14 protein-coding genes are annotated in these 15,651 nt (G+C 37.1%); 6 read left to right on the forward strand and 8 right to left on the reverse strand.

Annotated elements, in window-relative coordinates:
• Positions 1-17: 17 nt before the first annotated feature.
• Positions 18-1,277 carry a choice-of-anchor B family protein gene (locus ACFO3O_RS15935; RefSeq protein WP_379980586.1) on the reverse strand — a complete coding sequence of 420 codons (1,260 nt, stop codon included), beginning with the start codon at positions 1,275-1,277 and terminating at the stop codon, positions 18-20.
• Positions 1,274-2,698 (reverse strand): choice-of-anchor B family protein, encoded by a 1,425-nt coding sequence (locus ACFO3O_RS15940; RefSeq protein ID WP_379980588.1) that lies wholly within the window; start codon positions 2,696-2,698, stop codon positions 1,274-1,276. The genes ACFO3O_RS15935 and ACFO3O_RS15940 overlap by 4 nt, the downstream gene beginning before the upstream one ends.
• Before the next feature lie 273 nt (positions 2,699-2,971).
• Here ACFO3O_RS15940 and thiL point away from each other — a divergent pair, with 273 nt between their 5' ends.
• Positions 2,972-4,021 (forward strand): thiamine-phosphate kinase, encoded by a 1,050-nt coding sequence (gene thiL / locus ACFO3O_RS15945; RefSeq protein ID WP_379980590.1) that lies wholly within the window; start codon positions 2,972-2,974, stop codon positions 4,019-4,021.
• A 5-nt stretch (positions 4,022-4,026) separates the two neighbouring features.
• Here thiL and ACFO3O_RS15950 read toward each other — a convergent pair whose 3' ends face one another.
• Together ACFO3O_RS15950 and ACFO3O_RS15955 are read right to left on the reverse strand one after the other, a co-directional pair.
• Positions 4,027-4,275, reverse strand: a complete 249-nt coding sequence (locus ACFO3O_RS15950) for a hypothetical protein (RefSeq protein WP_379980592.1) — start codon at positions 4,273-4,275, stop codon at positions 4,027-4,029.
• Positions 4,276-4,465: 190 nt separating this feature from the next.
• Positions 4,466-5,239 (reverse strand): alpha/beta fold hydrolase, encoded by a 774-nt coding sequence (locus ACFO3O_RS15955; RefSeq protein ID WP_379980594.1) that lies wholly within the window; start codon positions 5,237-5,239, stop codon positions 4,466-4,468.
• A gap of 36 nt (positions 5,240-5,275) precedes the next feature.
• Between ACFO3O_RS15955 and brnQ the strand changes: the two genes are divergently transcribed.
• Positions 5,276-6,559, forward strand: coding sequence for a branched-chain amino acid transport system II carrier protein (gene brnQ, locus ACFO3O_RS15960; protein ID WP_379980596.1), 1,284 nt, complete (start codon positions 5,276-5,278; stop codon positions 6,557-6,559).
• On the opposite strand, the gene ACFO3O_RS15965 is transcribed toward brnQ, so the two are convergent.
• Complete coding sequence (locus ACFO3O_RS15965) at positions 6,556-7,224, reverse strand: hypothetical protein (RefSeq protein ID WP_379980598.1); 669 nt, start codon at positions 7,222-7,224, stop codon at positions 6,556-6,558. The genes brnQ and ACFO3O_RS15965 overlap by 4 nt on opposite strands.
• A gap of 103 nt (positions 7,225-7,327) precedes the next feature.
• On the opposite strand from ACFO3O_RS15965, the gene ACFO3O_RS15970 reads away from it, so the two are divergent.
• Both ACFO3O_RS15970 and ACFO3O_RS15975 read left to right on the forward strand, forming a co-directional pair.
• Positions 7,328-8,650 (forward strand): aspartate kinase, encoded by a 1,323-nt coding sequence (locus ACFO3O_RS15970; RefSeq protein WP_379980600.1) that lies wholly within the window; start codon positions 7,328-7,330, stop codon positions 8,648-8,650.
• Positions 8,651-9,067: 417 nt separating this feature from the next.
• On the forward strand, positions 9,068-10,414 hold the full coding sequence (locus ACFO3O_RS15975; RefSeq protein ID WP_379980602.1) for a cytochrome-c peroxidase: 1,347 nt from the start codon (positions 9,068-9,070) through the stop codon (positions 10,412-10,414).
• A 179-nt stretch (positions 10,415-10,593) separates the two neighbouring features.
• Here ACFO3O_RS15975 and ACFO3O_RS15980 read toward each other — a convergent pair whose 3' ends face one another.
• The 3 genes from ACFO3O_RS15980 to ACFO3O_RS15990 form a co-directional block, all read right to left on the reverse strand.
• A complete protein-coding gene (locus ACFO3O_RS15980) occupies positions 10,594-10,794 on the reverse strand; it encodes a hypothetical protein (protein ID WP_379980604.1) in 201 nt (66 codons plus the stop codon).
• A 170-nt stretch (positions 10,795-10,964) separates the two neighbouring features.
• On the reverse strand, positions 10,965-12,257 hold the full coding sequence (locus tag ACFO3O_RS15985) for an aminopeptidase P family protein (protein ID WP_379980606.1): 1,293 nt from the start codon (positions 12,255-12,257) through the stop codon (positions 10,965-10,967).
• Between the two features lie 70 nt (positions 12,258-12,327).
• Entirely contained in the window at positions 12,328-12,921 is a 594-nt protein-coding gene (locus ACFO3O_RS15990; protein WP_379980608.1) for a Crp/Fnr family transcriptional regulator, read from the reverse strand.
• Positions 12,922-13,281: 360 nt separating this feature from the next.
• On the opposite strand from ACFO3O_RS15990, the gene ACFO3O_RS15995 reads away from it, so the two are divergent.
• Together ACFO3O_RS15995 and ACFO3O_RS16000 are read left to right on the forward strand one after the other, a co-directional pair.
• On the forward strand, positions 13,282-14,043 hold the full coding sequence (locus tag ACFO3O_RS15995; RefSeq protein ID WP_379980610.1) for a carbonic anhydrase family protein: 762 nt from the start codon (positions 13,282-13,284) through the stop codon (positions 14,041-14,043).
• A gap of 419 nt (positions 14,044-14,462) precedes the next feature.
• Positions 14,463-15,581: an alkene reductase gene (locus ACFO3O_RS16000; RefSeq protein WP_379980612.1), complete on the forward strand. Its 1,119-nt coding sequence runs from the start codon at positions 14,463-14,465 to the stop codon at positions 15,579-15,581.
• The last annotated feature ends 70 nt before the right edge of the window (positions 15,582-15,651 follow it).

Consider the following 15,651-nt stretch of genomic DNA (forward strand, 5'->3'; position numbering starts at 1 on the left):
TTATTTTTCTTAACATATTAAGTTCCCGTTCTTCTAATGATAAAGAGTCCGCCGTTTATGTCACTGATGATAATATTGTTGCTGTTAAAATAGGGGTATATACTCCAAACGCCATTAAAGGAAGTATTATTGTTTTCTGGAAACGTGTCAAAAGAGCCCGTATCAACAAGGTTGCCTGATGTAATATTTGAGATGTCTGCCACGCGAATGCCTCGGGTATAATTTGATAAAAAGACTTCATTTCCTTTGACAAATAAATTATGATCTGTAGCTCCTGAATCTCCAGTAAAAGTTCCTGAAAAGGTAGGGTTGTCCAAATCTGTAAAATCGAATAAAAGGGTACGAGTATTGAATCCTACATTGGTTTCGTCCAACTCGTCATTTGCTATAAAATAATGATGGTCTTCGGTCATCCAACCCTGATGTGTATAGTTTACATTTGGGTAATCTACCTCTGAGATTTCTACAATATTGGCTTTGTCAGTAACATCCAGAATCACCACTTTATCTTCATTGCTTCCTATATATAATTCTCTTCCTATGTAATCAACATCAGGACCATTGTAGGTGATGACTTGTGCATCATGGGTATATCCTTGCTCTGAAAACCCTCCAGCAAAGGTAGGATTTAAAGGGTCGCTAATATCTATGATATGAGGGCCTCCACTAAAAGATTGCGTGCCGACCGCATAGGCATAGGGGTGCTGTTCATTAATCACAATATTATGTGCATTTCCAAATTCTGTATATACGGCACTTGGTGTAAAGGTGATCGTTTGGTCTTGGGGGACATCTCTTAATTGAGAAAGATCAAAAACTTGCATGCCATGTCCAGAGGCTTCACTTACAATAAATGCATAGTCTTGATATATTTTTACATCTCTCCATTTAGAAGTGGTTGTTTCGGTAGGGAGAAAGCCAATAATTCTTGGTTCTGTAGCGACTGAAACGTCTATAAACGAAACTCCTTCACGTCTTCCAAATAAAGCGTATTCGGTTCCAGTAACAGGATCGGTCCATCCCCAGATATCATTTCCTCCAGCAGAGTTTCCAAATTGTGAAAGGTTGATTTGCGACATAAGATCAAAGTCATCACAAGGGAAAGCACCTGCAAATCCGTTTTCGCACACAAGACGTCCGTCAGCAACAGGATCAGGTTCTTCGATTTCTGGTTCTGGGTCTGGAGTGACCACAATAGGTGCTGTGCTACTGTCATCATCACTACAGCTGATGATGATTCCTAAAAGAATCAGAAAAAAGAAGTGCTTTACTTTCATTTTAATAGTAATTTCTGTGTGTTATGAATGGTTTTTACAAAATAAACACCTGTCTGTAAATGGGCAAGATCCAATTGTACACTTGTGGCGTTACTTTCTGTTTTGTAGACTTCTTGCCCTAGGGTATTGTATATAGAGACAGCGCCCAGTGGGTTTTGAGTTTCTAATGTGACTATGCCTGAAGAAGGATTTGGAAATAAAGAGATTTCTTTAGAGGTTTCAACCGTAGGAGTGCTGAGGGTTTCATTTTTCTTTACAAGAATAAAGCCCCCATCTTGATCACTAATGATGATATTTCCGCTTTCAAAAAATGGATATACGTTCCAAGCGCCTGACCCTGTTCCTACATTATCTGTACTCGGAACAGTATCAAAATATCCTATTTCTATCATATTTTGATTTGCAATATCTGTGATATCAATGACTCTCATCCCTGCTCTGTAGCTTGCCAAATAATATACGTTGCCGACTACATATCCATTGTGATCTGTAGAGGGGTTTGTGCCTTCATATTCAAAATGAAGTTGAGGGTTGTCTAAGTCTTCAAAGTCAAAAACAATGGTTCGGGTATCAAATCCAACATTTATTTCATCTATCTCATCACCCAACAGAAAATACTGTTGATCTTCTGTAAACCATCCTTGGTGTGTATATCCTATATTTGGATAGGAAACTGTTGAAATCGCTACAGGGTTATTTTTATCTGTAATATCAACAATAGCCACTTCATTTTCATTACTTCCAATAAGAATTTCTCTTCCTAGATAATCTGTATCAGGACCATTGTAGGTAACTACCTGTGCATCGTGACTGTAGTTATTGTCTGCATACCCACCTTCACCTATTGGATTGGTAGGGTCTTGAATATTGACAAAGTGGGGTCCTCCAGAGAACGTTTGTGTTCCTACACCGTATGCATATCCTGTATCTACATTAATCACAATATTATGTGCATTTCCAAATCCATCATAATGGGCAGTTTCTGCAAAAGTAACAGGTGGGTTAGTTACATCACGTAATTGGGTGAGGTCAAATACTTGCATCCCATGTCCAGAGGCCTCGCTTACCACAAAGGCATGGTTCTGATATACTTTTATATCTCTCCAAATGCTATTGCCTGTATGTGTAGGCAATTTACCAAGATAAACGACATCTGTAGGATTAGAGATATCAATAAAAGCCGTTCCATTGGCCAGCCCAACGATGGCATATTCTTTACCATCTTCTGGATCGGTCCAGCCCCAGCTATCATTTGTAAAATTTGTGTCCATTGTATTATTGCTAACACTGTCTTGTAAATCAAATCCTTCGCAAGGAAACCCTCCTGCCATATTTCCTGTGCAAGGTGTTTGGGCAATAAGCGCCAATGATATGTGAAGGAGCCCAAAAAATAGACACATTTTAATAAGGTAGGGTTTCATAAGGTTGGTTTTATTTTGAGCTTTTGTAAACTTATAAAATTTAAAGCGCATAAGTGAAAATTCCGATCAAGTATTCCTTGTCAATAAACATATATATAACAAGTGAACGCGTTAAATTCCTAGTAGTGCAGGTTATATTCTCAAATAATATAGATCATTATATTTTCAAACCTGCATTCTATGATTAGAACTTCCTGATGAATCTTGTGAACATTGTAATAGATTTTCTAATGCATAATGCAGGTTAAATGCTTGTTTGTTACCTTTGCATTTATGTTAGAAAATAAAGATCAATCACGTACTTCTTTAGAAGAATTAGGAGAGTTTGGCCTCATAGATCACCTCACGGAACATTTTAAAATCAGTCAAAAAACCACGGTAAAAGGAATAGGTGATGATGCGGCGGTATTATCCTTTCCAGATACTCATATGGTCGTGACCACAGATCTTCTTATTGAAGGGGTTCATTTTGATTTGAGTTATGTGCCGTTAAAGCATTTAGGGTATAAGGCTGTGATGGTTAACCTATCAGATGTGTATGCCATGAATGCGACGGCAAGTCAAATTACTGTTTCGATAGCGGTGTCTAATCGGTTTCCTTTAGAAGCACTAGAAGATTTATATGCGGGAATCCAGGCAGCATGCATCAATTATAAAGTAGATTTGGTAGGAGGGGATACAACGTCTTCAACAACAGGTCTTGTCATTAGTGTTACAGCGATAGGACAAGCATCAGGCGATACTATTGTAGGCCGCGATACTGCAAAATCAGGTGATCTTGTTGTTGTCACGGGTGATATTGGTGCTGCTTATATGGGATTGCAAATTCTAGAGAGAGAGAAGGCTGTATTTAAGGTCAATCCAAATAATCAACCAGACTTAGAGCAGTATGCTTACATTGTAGAGCGTCAATTAAAACCAGAGGCGCGAAAAGATGTTGTTAACTTGTTGGCCTCTTTAGAGGTGTTGCCAACAGCCATGATAGATATCAGCGATGGGTTGTCTTCTGAGATTTTGCATATCTGTAAGAATTCTAATGTAGGGTGTAATCTCTATGAGGAGAAAATCCCCTTAGATCCTCAGGTAATTAGTACGTGCGAAGAGTTTGGTCTTGACAGTACAACAATTGCTTTAAGCGGTGGAGAGGATTATGAGCTATTGTTTACCATAGCTCAAACCGATTATCCCAAGATTAAAGCAAATCCAAATTTTACCATTGTAGGTCATATTACAGACCAAGGTGAAGGGGCTCATCTTATTACAAGAGCAAATACCAAAATTCCTTTGGTAGCAAGAGGTTGGAATGCTTTAAATTCTGATTAATTTTATTAACGAGCGGCTAATTTTCTAGTATAAAAATTTTCATACACTTCATTAATACGACGTAATTTTGGAGTAAGTGGTGTATAATGTCCGTATCCGTCTAATGTAAATTGCTTTTTACAATTTGCACATTCAAATTCTTTGATATTTGATTCGTATCTCTTGGTAATACGATACTTATGACCAAATACTTTACATTGTAGGTTTGAGAATGGGCTGTAGGTTGTTTCGGTTTTAGTTTTAGTTGTATTCATGGGGGTTTGGGGTTTTTAACTTGAGTACTAATATATATAAATTCCACAAACGACACAAAAATATCGATGAAATACTCAAAATTTTAACATATAAAAATATTTTGCCAATGTTTTCACATGTGAAGTCGTCTGTTTCACTGTAATTTACTAAGGAAAAGGTTTTTTGAACCTAGCATGAGATCTGAGGTTTTTATCCCAAAAAGTGTAAAAGCTCTTTCACCATTACATCACTATTTGAGATATGACTCATATGTCCTCCATTAATAATAGAGAAGTAGTCAGTATGAGTAGCAAAAGTTTCTTTGTGTTTTTGCGCATCTACAATCCAGTCATTTTCTCCTAAGATCATACCTTTTTTAAAAGAGGCATTTTTCCAAAAAATGGAGGAGTCTTCTCTTAATCGCATTCCATCATTGGCGGCTATGTATCCTTGTACAGGGGTTTGTAATGCATGTGCCAAGGCTTCTGTGATAGCATCTTTATGTAATTCTTTAGATGGAGGGTCAAAAAGATTGACAAAAGACATGCGGATAAGTTGTTCAAATTGTGTTTTTGCCATTTTATTGGCGCGTAGACGGAGTTGTTTTCGTTCTTCTGGATCTGCTTCTGGGGTAGCATTAAGGAGGCATACCGCTTTTACTTTTTCTGGGTACGCTTTCGCGAAAGCGATCCCAACATATCCTCCCATAGAGTGGCCTATAATAATAATGGTATTGAGTTGTAGGAAGTTTACAACCGCATGCACCGCCTCAGAAAAATCTTGCATCGTATGAATGTATCCAAGACATTCTGATGTGCCATGCCCTAATAAATCAATACAAATTACTCTGTTTTTGTTGAGCAGTGAAGGCAGTACGCTATCCCACATCGTACTATTCTCCAAAAACCCATGTAACATGACAATAGGTTCTCCTTCTCCTTGGTCTGTATAAAAAATACGACTCCCTTTATGTGTAATCTCCATTTTGACTTATCTTGAGGCGCAAATATCAATGAACCTATGAGATTCTCCAAACAAACTTTTGTGACTGCTTTTGCATTGTTTTCGCTATTTTTTGGCGCAGGGAATCTTATTTTCCCTGCTTTTTTGGGATATAATGCAGGTGATGGATGGTTGATGGTGTCGATTGGTTTTGTGCTATCGGCGGTAGTAATTCCTATTCTAGCCATTTATGGACATGCAAAACTGCAAGGGACGATGATGGACTTTGGGAAGAAAGTATCCCCTACTTTTGCTTTTATTTATAGTCTTGTGGTGTATGTGATTTCGGTTTCGTTTCCGAGTCCGCGTACCGCTTCAGTAACCTATGAGTTGGCCATAGAACCTTACTTAAAGCCGACTTTTGAAATGTCTTCATGGCAATTTAGTACTGTTTATTTTTTACTGGTATTGGTATTTGCACTCAATCGTTCTAAAGTCATGGATATTATAGGAAAATTTTTAACGCCCGGTATTTTGATTATTTTGGGTTCTATTGTATGTATTGGTTTTTTTGGAGAGTATGAGCCTTTACGTGCTTCTATATATGTAAGTAATTTAACAAGTGGAATTCTAGAAGGGTACCAAACCTTTGATGCCATAGGAGGAGTCTTGGTAGGAGGGGTGCTTGTGATCTCATTGAGTTTAAAAGGGGTTTCTAAAGAAGAAAGCAAAAGTGTGATTGCTAAAGCTGGACTATTAGCTGGTCTAGGATTTGTATTCATGTATGTGGGTATGATTGCTCTTGGAGCTTATAACAGTGGTACGTTAGATATCAATAATCGAACAGAGCTTTTAAATCTATTAAGTTATAATACCCTTGGGAGTATTGGAAGAACTGCTTTGGGTGTTTTGGTGGCACTTGCTTGTTTTACAACGGCAGTCGGAATTGTGACAGGAACTGCAGATTTCTTTAAAGGATTATTTAATGATTCCCGTAAAGCATATATCATTACAGCGGTAATTAGTTCTGTGTTAGGCGTTGTGATGGGACAACTAGATGTAAATGCTATTATCGTCGTTGCTTTTCCTGCACTTATGCTCATTTATCCCATTACGATTGCGCTTATCTTACTCAATGCGATTCCAGAAAAATATGCCTCTGCCCTTGTATTTAAAGCGGTGGTTGTGGTCACTATTGTATGTAGTATTCCAGACTTCTTTTCTACCATAGGATTTGCTGACGCAGTACAACCGATACAAGAATTTTTGCCATTTGGCACGGTGACGCTGGGTTGGTTATTGCCAGCGCTTTTTGCATTTGTATTGGTAAACTTGATTCAGTATAAGAGAAAGGAGTCTTAAAAATACGTCTCATTCTTAAGATTCTTCATCACAGAAAATGCACGATCCACCATGACATCTTTTACTAAAATAGTAAACTCATTAGTCGTAGAGACGACTTCATGTAAGGCAATCCCCTCCCAAGCAAGGCGTTTAAATATTTGGTAGTATAATCCCGGTACTTTGGAGTTGTCGTGCGGTAAATTAATACTGATAGCCGATAGGTTTTCTTGTAGATCCAGTTGCGTTTCTTGTGTGAAACTAGTGATGACTTTGTCCTTTTCAGAAGAAGAGATAATAATGTTACTCTCTAAAATCCCACGAGTAAACGCGTAAAAAATACGCCGATCTGTAGTGATCTGTTCCAAAATCTTTGCGTGACTGCGTATTAAGGTCGGGGAGTTTTGAAAGGTAAAATCTGTAAGATTAGAACGTACAGTAATATCGCCTAGATTTTTCAGAATTCGTTGCATTTTTGTCGTTGCACTTGCATGAATAGGCGGATTGTATCTACGTAGCGCCATCATAATGGCGCCTGTTTTTACAGATTTGTGTAACCGTTTTTCTATCATCGGCTGTACGTGTTCTGCTAGCGCAGAATAGTTGATAATATTCCTAGATAACCCTTCTTCAATAAAAGGTTGGTTCTTAATAATTTCTTCAACGCAAGAGGCAATTGTTTTCATTTTGTTAATTATATAACATATTGTGCAAAAATAGAGTAATTTTTTCATTTATGAGGTTTAGATCGTTCATAAGAATATTTTTGACCTCATAAAACAGAGTGTAATGCGCGTACTTAAATTTGGAGGAACTTCGGTAGGGTCTGTAGAAAACATGATTCAGGTGAAAGAAATCATTAACGACCAAGAGAAAAAAATAGTAGTCTTGTCTGCCATGTCGGGCACCACCAATGTATTGGTTGCTATTTCTGATGCTATCAAAGATGGAAATAAAAGGAAGGCTTCTAAAGATATAGATGCTTTGGAAATTTCTTATAATGCAACCATTCAATCATTATTTGTTGATGTAGAGATCCTGTATCAAGTTCAAGAGTATGTGCAAGATATCTTTTATGAGTTAAGAACTGCGATAGATAAGACGCATACGCAATACCTATATAACACTATTGTTTCCTATGGGGAGTTGTTATCTACTTATATTTTTAGCACTTATTTGCGTCAGGAAGGAATAAAAGTTCAATTATTGCCTGCGTTGGATTTCATGAGAATCGATAGAAATAACGAACCTGATACGTTTTATATTCGTCAAAATATACATCGTAGTCTTGATGACTTACCTGCTGCCGACATATACATCACACAAGGATTTATTTGTCTTGATGTAGATGGAAATGTGTCCAATTTGCAACGAGGTGGGAGTGATTACACTGCTACGATTATAGGTGCAGCTATTCGCGCCGAAGAAGTTCAAATATGGACAGATATTGATGGTTTTCATAATAATGATCCTCGTTATGTAGAGAAGACAACCCCTATTTCTCACCTGTCTTTTGATGAAGCGGCAGAACTCGCATATTTTGGGGCAAAAATTTTGCATCCGCAAACGGTGATGCCGGTTCGTGAACTCGATATTCCCGTACGATTAAAAAATACCATGGCACCACATGCCCATGGCACGTTAATCACCAATAAGGTACATGGCGAAGGCATAAAGGCGATTGCGGCAAAAGATGGTATTACGGCCATCAAAATAAAATCAGGCAGAATGTTGCTCGCTCACGGTTTTCTAAAGAAAGTTTTTGAAATCTTTGAACGCTATGAGACCTCCATAGATATGATTACCACCTCAGAAATTGCTGTGTCATTAACTATAGATGACGCCACGTATCTAGCATCTATTGTAGAAGAATTAGAGCGATTTTCTTTTGTCGAAGTAGACCATCAACAAGCAATTGTTTGTATGGTAGGAAATGCCATTATATATCATAATCAAACCCATAAGTTATTTCAAATTCTACAAGACGTTTCCATCCGGATGATTTCTTATGGGGGCAGTCACCATAATATCTCTTTATTGGTCCATTCAGATCATAAAGTAACAACCCTACAACGGTTACATACGTATCTTTTTGATACCGTCACCGTGTAAAATAATTGAAAAAGGAAGTTTATTAATTACGTTAGTTAGTTGTTGTTAGAGGTTACTCAATTGGGTAGCCTCTTTTTTATGCTTTCGCGAAAGCGAACTCTTATGCTTTAATACTCATTATGAAATTATAATTAGTTCCTCATACATCCAGTTTAAAAGTGTAAAATTGGTATTTATAACAAAAAAGTTATTGTAAGACTTAAATGAAAAGTGCTTTTATTCTTCAAAGTGTTTAAGTAATTACTAAAATACTTTTACAGAGTAAGGGTCGATGTCCCCAACTCCTCATTATATGGATCAATCCTCCTTAAATAATGCTATATTTTCAAAAATAAAGTTTATGTTTGAGTAGTGAATATGTATGTATTACTTGAGATACTAACACATAAAACGGGGGTACTTATTAAAATGAATAGTATGAAAGGCATTATTTTTTGCGCAGCAATATTGACAATAGTTGTATCGTGTCAAAATGATGATGATTACCAAGAGATAAATCAATCATTAATAGACGATACATTAAGTGAATTACTGTTAGAAGCTTCAGAAGGCGAAGGGAATTCATTCTTTATTTTACCTGATAGTAATGACTATGGATTGATTCCTCAGGATCCTTTAAACCCTATTACCTCTGCAAAAGTTGCGTTAGGACAATTATTATTGCATGATACTGCCATGGGTGGTGATCCCAAGATTGAGGATCGGGAATTCCAATATGCGTGTGCTACGTGCCATCCAGTGGCATCTGCTTTTCATGCAGGAAGAAGACAAGGGATTGGCGAAGGTGGTATTGGTTTTGGTTTTAAAGGCGAAGGACGCTTTATTGATCCGTTGATGCCTATTGACTCTGTCGATGTACAACCGATACGAGTTCCTACCTTATTAAATTTAGCCTACCAAGATGTCGCCTTATGGGATGGCCGATTTGGAGGTACAGGCACCAATGCAGGCACCGAAGCCGGATGGGATTTGATTCCTGAAAACTTTGAAGGATTTCAAGGAATTGAAGTGCAAGCAATGCAAGGGCAAGATGAACATAGACTGCTAGTCAATGAAGCTTTTGTAGATGCGTACGGATATAGAGAGTTGTTTGATGCTGCTTTTCCAGACATCCCCTCACCCGATCGATACTCTAGAAGAACTGCAGGACTTGCGATTGCAGCCTTCAATAGAACCTTACTTTCTAATAAAGCCCCTTGGCAAGAATATCTAAAAGGGGATTTAAATGCTTTAACTAACCAGCAAAAACGAGGCGCAGTCGTCTTTTTTGATCAAGGAAAGTGTATACAATGTCATACAGGGCCTGCCTTAAAGGACAAAGCATTTCATGCGTTTGGCTTCGGAGATTTTAATGGCGATCCTGACGCAGTGATCAAACCTGGAGTGGATATCAATGCTGTTGCTAGAGGTAGAGGGAACTTTACGGGAAATACTGAAGATGATTATAAATTCAAAACCCCTACACTGTATAATTTAACAGATGCTGGATTTTTTGGTCATGGAAGCACCTTTACATCCATACGCGATGTAGTGGTGTATAAAAATGAAGGGATTCCTCAAAACACAACAGTGCCTTCAGAACAACTTGCAGATGAATTTGGAGGGCTTGGACTCACAGAAACACAAATAAATGATCTTACCGCATTCTTGTCAGATGCGCTTAGAGATCGAGACTTAACAAGATACATTCCTGAAACAACAAATAGCGGACTTTGCTTTCCAGCCAATGATGATCAGGCGAGAATAGATCTAGGGTGTGATTAAAAAAGAACCTCTATACATAAGTAATTAGCTTATTCTAATGTGGTCGCCGCTTCCATAGGAAGCAATCTAGAATCTTCAAGAGCCGCCGTACGATGTCCTGTGACAGCAAGGTATTTTTTGTTTTGTGCAAATGCTAAAAATGCAGCAGCATCTTTATGTTTTACTAATAAAACAAGATCCTAATCTTCTTGGAAAGGACCGATAAGAAATGCATTGCTTTTTCCAGAAAATAACACATCACTTCCCGCTTCTTTTAAAAACGGAAGTGTAAGGTCCATATATAATTGATAGGCTTCTTTTCCAGAAATCGCTTGTTTTGGAGCCATAGACGGTGTTTGAGAATAATCGGCGGTGTCTTTAAATTTTAAAAGATTAAGCATCACGATTTCTCCTTTGGGTGGATTGGAAAAAATATGCTTTTCCTGCTTCAGGAGAGACGTCTACAAAGGATGTTCTTAGCATATCTGGTGTTTGATTAGTGTGTGATGTCTCTTGGTACGCTTTCGCGAAAGCGCACTAAGAGATATTATTTTATTCTTTAAAAAGTAGATTAAGAATTCATCAAATCCTCAATCTCCTCAACGGTAATTGGGATATCACGCATTAAATTAAAAGGAGCACCACTTTGATTGATCACCACATCATCCTCTAGTCGGACGCCAAAGCCTTCTTCAGGGATATAAATGCCAGGCTCTACCGTAAAGACATTACCCGCTTGCATAGGCTCATGTAATAATCCGTAATCATGGGTGTCTAGTCCCATATGATGACTGGTTCCGTGCATAAAGTATTTTTTATAAGCAGGCCAGTCAGGATTTTCGTTCTGTACATCGGCCTTGTCTATAAGTCCTAAGCCTAACAATTCAGACGTCATTAATTTTCCGACTTCTACATGATACGATTCCCAATAAGCACCAGGGACTAACATTTTGGTGGCTTCATTTTTTACATTTAGTACCGCGTTATACACCGCTTTTTGACGCTCTGTAAAACGACCATTTACAGGAATTGTACGGGTCATGTCACTGGCATAATTGGCGTATTCAGCACCTACATCCATCAAGATTAAATCGCCGTCTTTACATTGTTGGTTGTTTTCGATATAATGCAATACATTGGCATTATTGCCCGATGCTATGATGGGCGTGTAGGCAAACTTTCTAGAGCGGTTGCGTATAAACTCATGGATATACTCTGCTTCGATTTCATACTCCCAAACTCCAGGTTTTACAAATCCTAGTACGCGACGAAATCCTTTATTGGTAATATCACAGGCTTTTTGAATCAAATCAATTTCGATAGGATCTTTTACAGATCGTAGACGTTGTAAGATAGGATTGCTCTTTGCTACACTGTGTGCAGGATATTTTGCTTTCCACCATTTTGTAAAACGATCCTCACGGGTTTCCGTTTCTACAGCAGCACGGTAATGCTCATTGGTGTTGACATAGACCGTATCTGCATAGGTCATCAATTCTCCAAAGATTTTTTCTAGGTCTTGAAGCCAAAATACGGTTTTGACCCCTGAGGTTTCTAATGCCTTCTCTTTGGTGAGTTTCTCCCCTTCCCAAACGGCAATGTGATCATTAGTTTCTTTTAAAAATAATATCTCACGGTATTTTTCTTTAGGACACCCAGGAAATAAAACCAAAATAGACTCCTCCTGATCTACGCCACTTAAATAAAAAAGATCTCTGTGTTGCTCAAAAGGCATAGTACTATCTGCACTGATGGGATAGATATCATTACTATTAAAAACAGCAAGGCTATTTGGCTTCATCTGCGCCATGAAGTTTTTACGATTTTTAATAAATAGTTTGTTGTCTATAAGGTGGTATTTCATAATAGCAGCGTTTCAAGATTATATATCCAAAAATAAGGATTGCAGTTTTTAATAAATACGCCAAATGGCATTATTTTATATTTTTTCTGATTCTGCTCATATGTCTTAATGAAATACCTAAAAAAGAAGATAAATAGTGTAATGGTACTTTTTGAAGTAGGATAGGCTCATTTTGCAACAATTTTTGATAGCGATCTTCGGGAGTTAAGGTCAATAAATCAATACGATAATCATCAATTTTATAAATCTGATTTTCAATAAGCTTATAATAAAAAGTATGAAACGCTTTATTTTTTTGCATTAAATATTCAAAGTCTTGAATTGTGATAACGTGTAACCTGCAATCTGTAATCGCTTTGATATTTTTTCGGGAAGGAATTTTATTTTTAAAACTATTTAATGCAGTTGTACAAGAGTTTTTTAGTGCTAAATAGGTTGTTTTTTCTTCTCCTGATATTTCCAAAGAATGTTGTAAGATTCCAGTTTCTATATAACAAAAATGTTTGCAGATATCCCCTTCTATAGCAAAGAAATCATTTTTTGAAAGCTGAATTTGAGAGAACGTATCGAGAATTTCAGAAACAAGAGGAGTTAATGATTTATTATTAATGACTCCTAATAGATACGTTTTGAAATTGTCATCGGTATGAGTCATTTTTGACATCTCTCTTTTAAGTTTTATCAAAAGTACGAAATGTGATATGCTTCTGGAAACACCTTCTACGATTCGTTGGCGTTTGTTTTGCTTTCGCGAAAGCAAAAAACCTTAAAATTTCTATAAAAAGGAATAATGGAAGTGGTTTTGGTCTTTCTAGCTTATTTTAATAAATAACTGATTTATAAATAAATATGTTTAATATCCAACTACAGAATAGTTAAACATTCCCTAAATAAAAGCACTTCGCACATTGTTAATAGCATTACTATTAAATTTGCATCAGAAACTATCAAAAATAAGATATCATTGATTTGAAATTTAAGATAGTTTCATGAGTAATGAACATAATATTAAAACCAATAACAAATGAAAAAGCAAGTAAGTGTATTCGCATTCGCAGTAGTAATCATGTCATTAATTTCTTGTAATGAGACTTCAGAAAAAGTGGTGACAGAGACGCCTTTAGTTATTGAAACTATGGAAAAAGCACCCGTTAAGAGTATCATGACTGCCGAGGAGCAAGCAGGAATGTCACCAGACGAAATTATTGGGAGATTGAAGAAAGGAAATGAAAATTTTGTCAATAATAATCTCACGCAACGAGACCACTCGGCACAGCGAAGAAAAGCGACTATTGGTCAATACCCTAAAGCGATTGTATTGTCCTGTGTAGATAGCCGGGTCCCTGTGGAGGATGTTTTTGATCTAGGTATTGGAGATATTTTTGTAGCTCGTGTTGCTGGTAATATAGAGAATAAAGATATTGTAGGATCTATGGAATTTGCAACAGCAGTTGCGGGGTCTAAAGTCGTTATTGTCATGGGGCATACGGCCTGTGGTGCTGTAAAACATGCTATTGACAATACAGATGCGGCTTCTATGGGGATGAATGCGCTTTCTGACTTACTCACAGAGATCAAACCTTCAGTCGCTGCTACCGAGGTTGACGGGGAAGTTTCATCAAAAAATGTAGCTTTCACAAATAAAGTGATTCAAAACAATGCCATCAAAACAGTAGAAGATATCCGTAAAGAATCACCAAAAATGGCCGAACTTGAGAAGAAGGGTCAAATTAAGATTGTATCTGCTGTATACGATATGGAAACAGGAAAAGTGACATTTCAATAAGTGTCAATTTATACTAAAGCCACCCAGAACATGCTCCCTTTGTATTAAGTAGGATAGGTGCTTGCCTGATCTACTTACTGGGTGGTACTTAGAAGTTACTTATAAATTTTCAGTCAATTCATGACTATCTTAAGGTTCGCGAAAGCGAACCTTTTTTGGGAAGTAACATTCCCAATGACCCGACTTGTTTTCTATGTAAATTCAAGAGGTGTTCATGTAGTTGTAATTTTTATAAATGATGCTATGTTATAGATCTTACCAAAAGATCATTGAAATTTTATAAAGAAAATTATAAATTATATAAGGGTGTTTTAGAGAGTTCTTTTTGAAGCCAAATCTTAACAATTTTTAACACCGATCGCTATAAACAGCGGTGGTTTTGACGATTCTAGTTAGTATATTTAAGAAAAACAACAACTATGAAAAACACACAACCCTTACTAGAACCTATCAAATTAGGCGAAATACAATTAAAAAATCGTGTCGTTATGGCGCCCATGACTCGAAGTAGAGCCAACAATAAAGATGCTGCTCCCACCGAAGATTTACATGTACCATATTACACACAGCGTGCAACAGCCGGTCTTATTATAACAGAAGGAGCACAAGTTTCCAAAAGAGCCGTTGGCTATGTGTACACGGCAGGTATTCATAATCAAGCACAAATTGACGGCTGGAAAAAAGTAACACAATCTGTTCATAAGGCAGGGGGCAAAATCTTTATTCAGTTATGGCATGTTGGAAGAATTTCTCATCCTGATTTTCATAACGGTGAATTACCTTGGGCGCCCTCAGCCATTAATCCTGAACAAAAGGTGTATACTCCAGACGGGCAAAAAGAGACCGTGACGCCAAAGGCGATGACTCAAGAAGATATTACTATCACAAAACAAGAATTTGTACAAGCAGCCAAAAATGCTATGGAAGCAGGTTTTGATGGTGTTGAAATACATTCTTCTAATGGATATTTATTCCACCAGTTTTTCAGTGCATTCAGTAATAAAAGAAAAGATCAATATGGAGGATCCATAGAAAATAGAGCCCGTTTTTTCTTTGAGGTACTCGATGAAATGAAAAAAGTCATTCCAGAACATAAAATAGGCGCACGCTTTAATCCGTCTTTGCATGGTATTTTCGGAATGGAGGTAGACGAAGAAACCATCCCAACGTTTGATTACATCATTAAAAAACTAAGCGATGAGTATAATCTGGCGTATATTCATTTATCAGAGCCTTTTACAGATGTTTCAGCCGTGCCTCACGCAGTATCAGAAATCGCTAAACGATACAGACCTATGTATAAAGGAAATCTGATGATTAATTCTGGATTTACACAAGAGACAGGAAACAAAGTAATCGATGATGGTGATGCAGATATGGTTGCTTTTGGAAAACCGTTTATTTCTAATCCAGATTTAGTAGGAAGATTTAGAGAACATAAAGAAATAGCTGATTGGGATAACGATACTTTTTACACCCAAGGAAAAGAAGGATATATTGATTATGAGGCGGTAACAAGAGATTTGATCCCTTCATAAATAAACTATTATTAACATCGAACAATACTCTTGTTTGATATAAGAATATTACTAATTATAAATTAAACAG

The organism is Dokdonia ponticola, from assembly GCF_042653865.1.
Lineage (GTDB): Bacteria > Bacteroidota > Bacteroidia > Flavobacteriales > Flavobacteriaceae > Dokdonia > Dokdonia ponticola.

Bases quoted from the DNA above. Each gene is read 5' to 3' on its own strand.
- ACFO3O_RS15935 (WP_379980586.1), bottom strand. From the start codon at position 1,277: ATGAAAGTAAAGCACTTCTTTTTTCTGATTCTTTTAGGAATCATCATC.
- ACFO3O_RS15940 (WP_379980588.1), bottom strand. From the start codon at position 2,698: ATGAAACCCTACCTTATTAAAATGTGTCTATTTTTTGGGCTCCTTCAC.
- thiL (WP_379980590.1), top strand. From the start codon at position 2,972: ATGTTAGAAAATAAAGATCAATCACGTACTTCTTTAGAAGAATTAGGA.
- ACFO3O_RS15950 (WP_379980592.1), bottom strand. From the start codon at position 4,275: ATGAATACAACTAAAACTAAAACCGAAACAACCTACAGCCCATTCTCA.
- ACFO3O_RS15955 (WP_379980594.1), bottom strand. From the start codon at position 5,239: ATGGAGATTACACATAAAGGGAGTCGTATTTTTTATACAGACCAAGGA.
- brnQ (WP_379980596.1), top strand. From the start codon at position 5,276: ATGAGATTCTCCAAACAAACTTTTGTGACTGCTTTTGCATTGTTTTCG.
- ACFO3O_RS15965 (WP_379980598.1), bottom strand. From the start codon at position 7,224: ATGAAAACAATTGCCTCTTGCGTTGAAGAAATTATTAAGAACCAACCT.
- ACFO3O_RS15970 (WP_379980600.1), top strand. From the start codon at position 7,328: ATGCGCGTACTTAAATTTGGAGGAACTTCGGTAGGGTCTGTAGAAAAC.
- ACFO3O_RS15975 (WP_379980602.1), top strand. From the start codon at position 9,068: ATGAAAGGCATTATTTTTTGCGCAGCAATATTGACAATAGTTGTATCG.
- ACFO3O_RS15980 (WP_379980604.1), bottom strand. From the start codon at position 10,794: ATGCTTAATCTTTTAAAATTTAAAGACACCGCCGATTATTCTCAAACA.
- ACFO3O_RS15985 (WP_379980606.1), bottom strand. From the start codon at position 12,257: ATGAAATACCACCTTATAGACAACAAACTATTTATTAAAAATCGTAAA.
- ACFO3O_RS15990 (WP_379980608.1), bottom strand. From the start codon at position 12,921: ATGTCAAAAATGACTCATACCGATGACAATTTCAAAACGTATCTATTA.
- ACFO3O_RS15995 (WP_379980610.1), top strand. From the start codon at position 13,282: ATGAAAAAGCAAGTAAGTGTATTCGCATTCGCAGTAGTAATCATGTCA.
- ACFO3O_RS16000 (WP_379980612.1), top strand. From the start codon at position 14,463: ATGAAAAACACACAACCCTTACTAGAACCTATCAAATTAGGCGAAATA.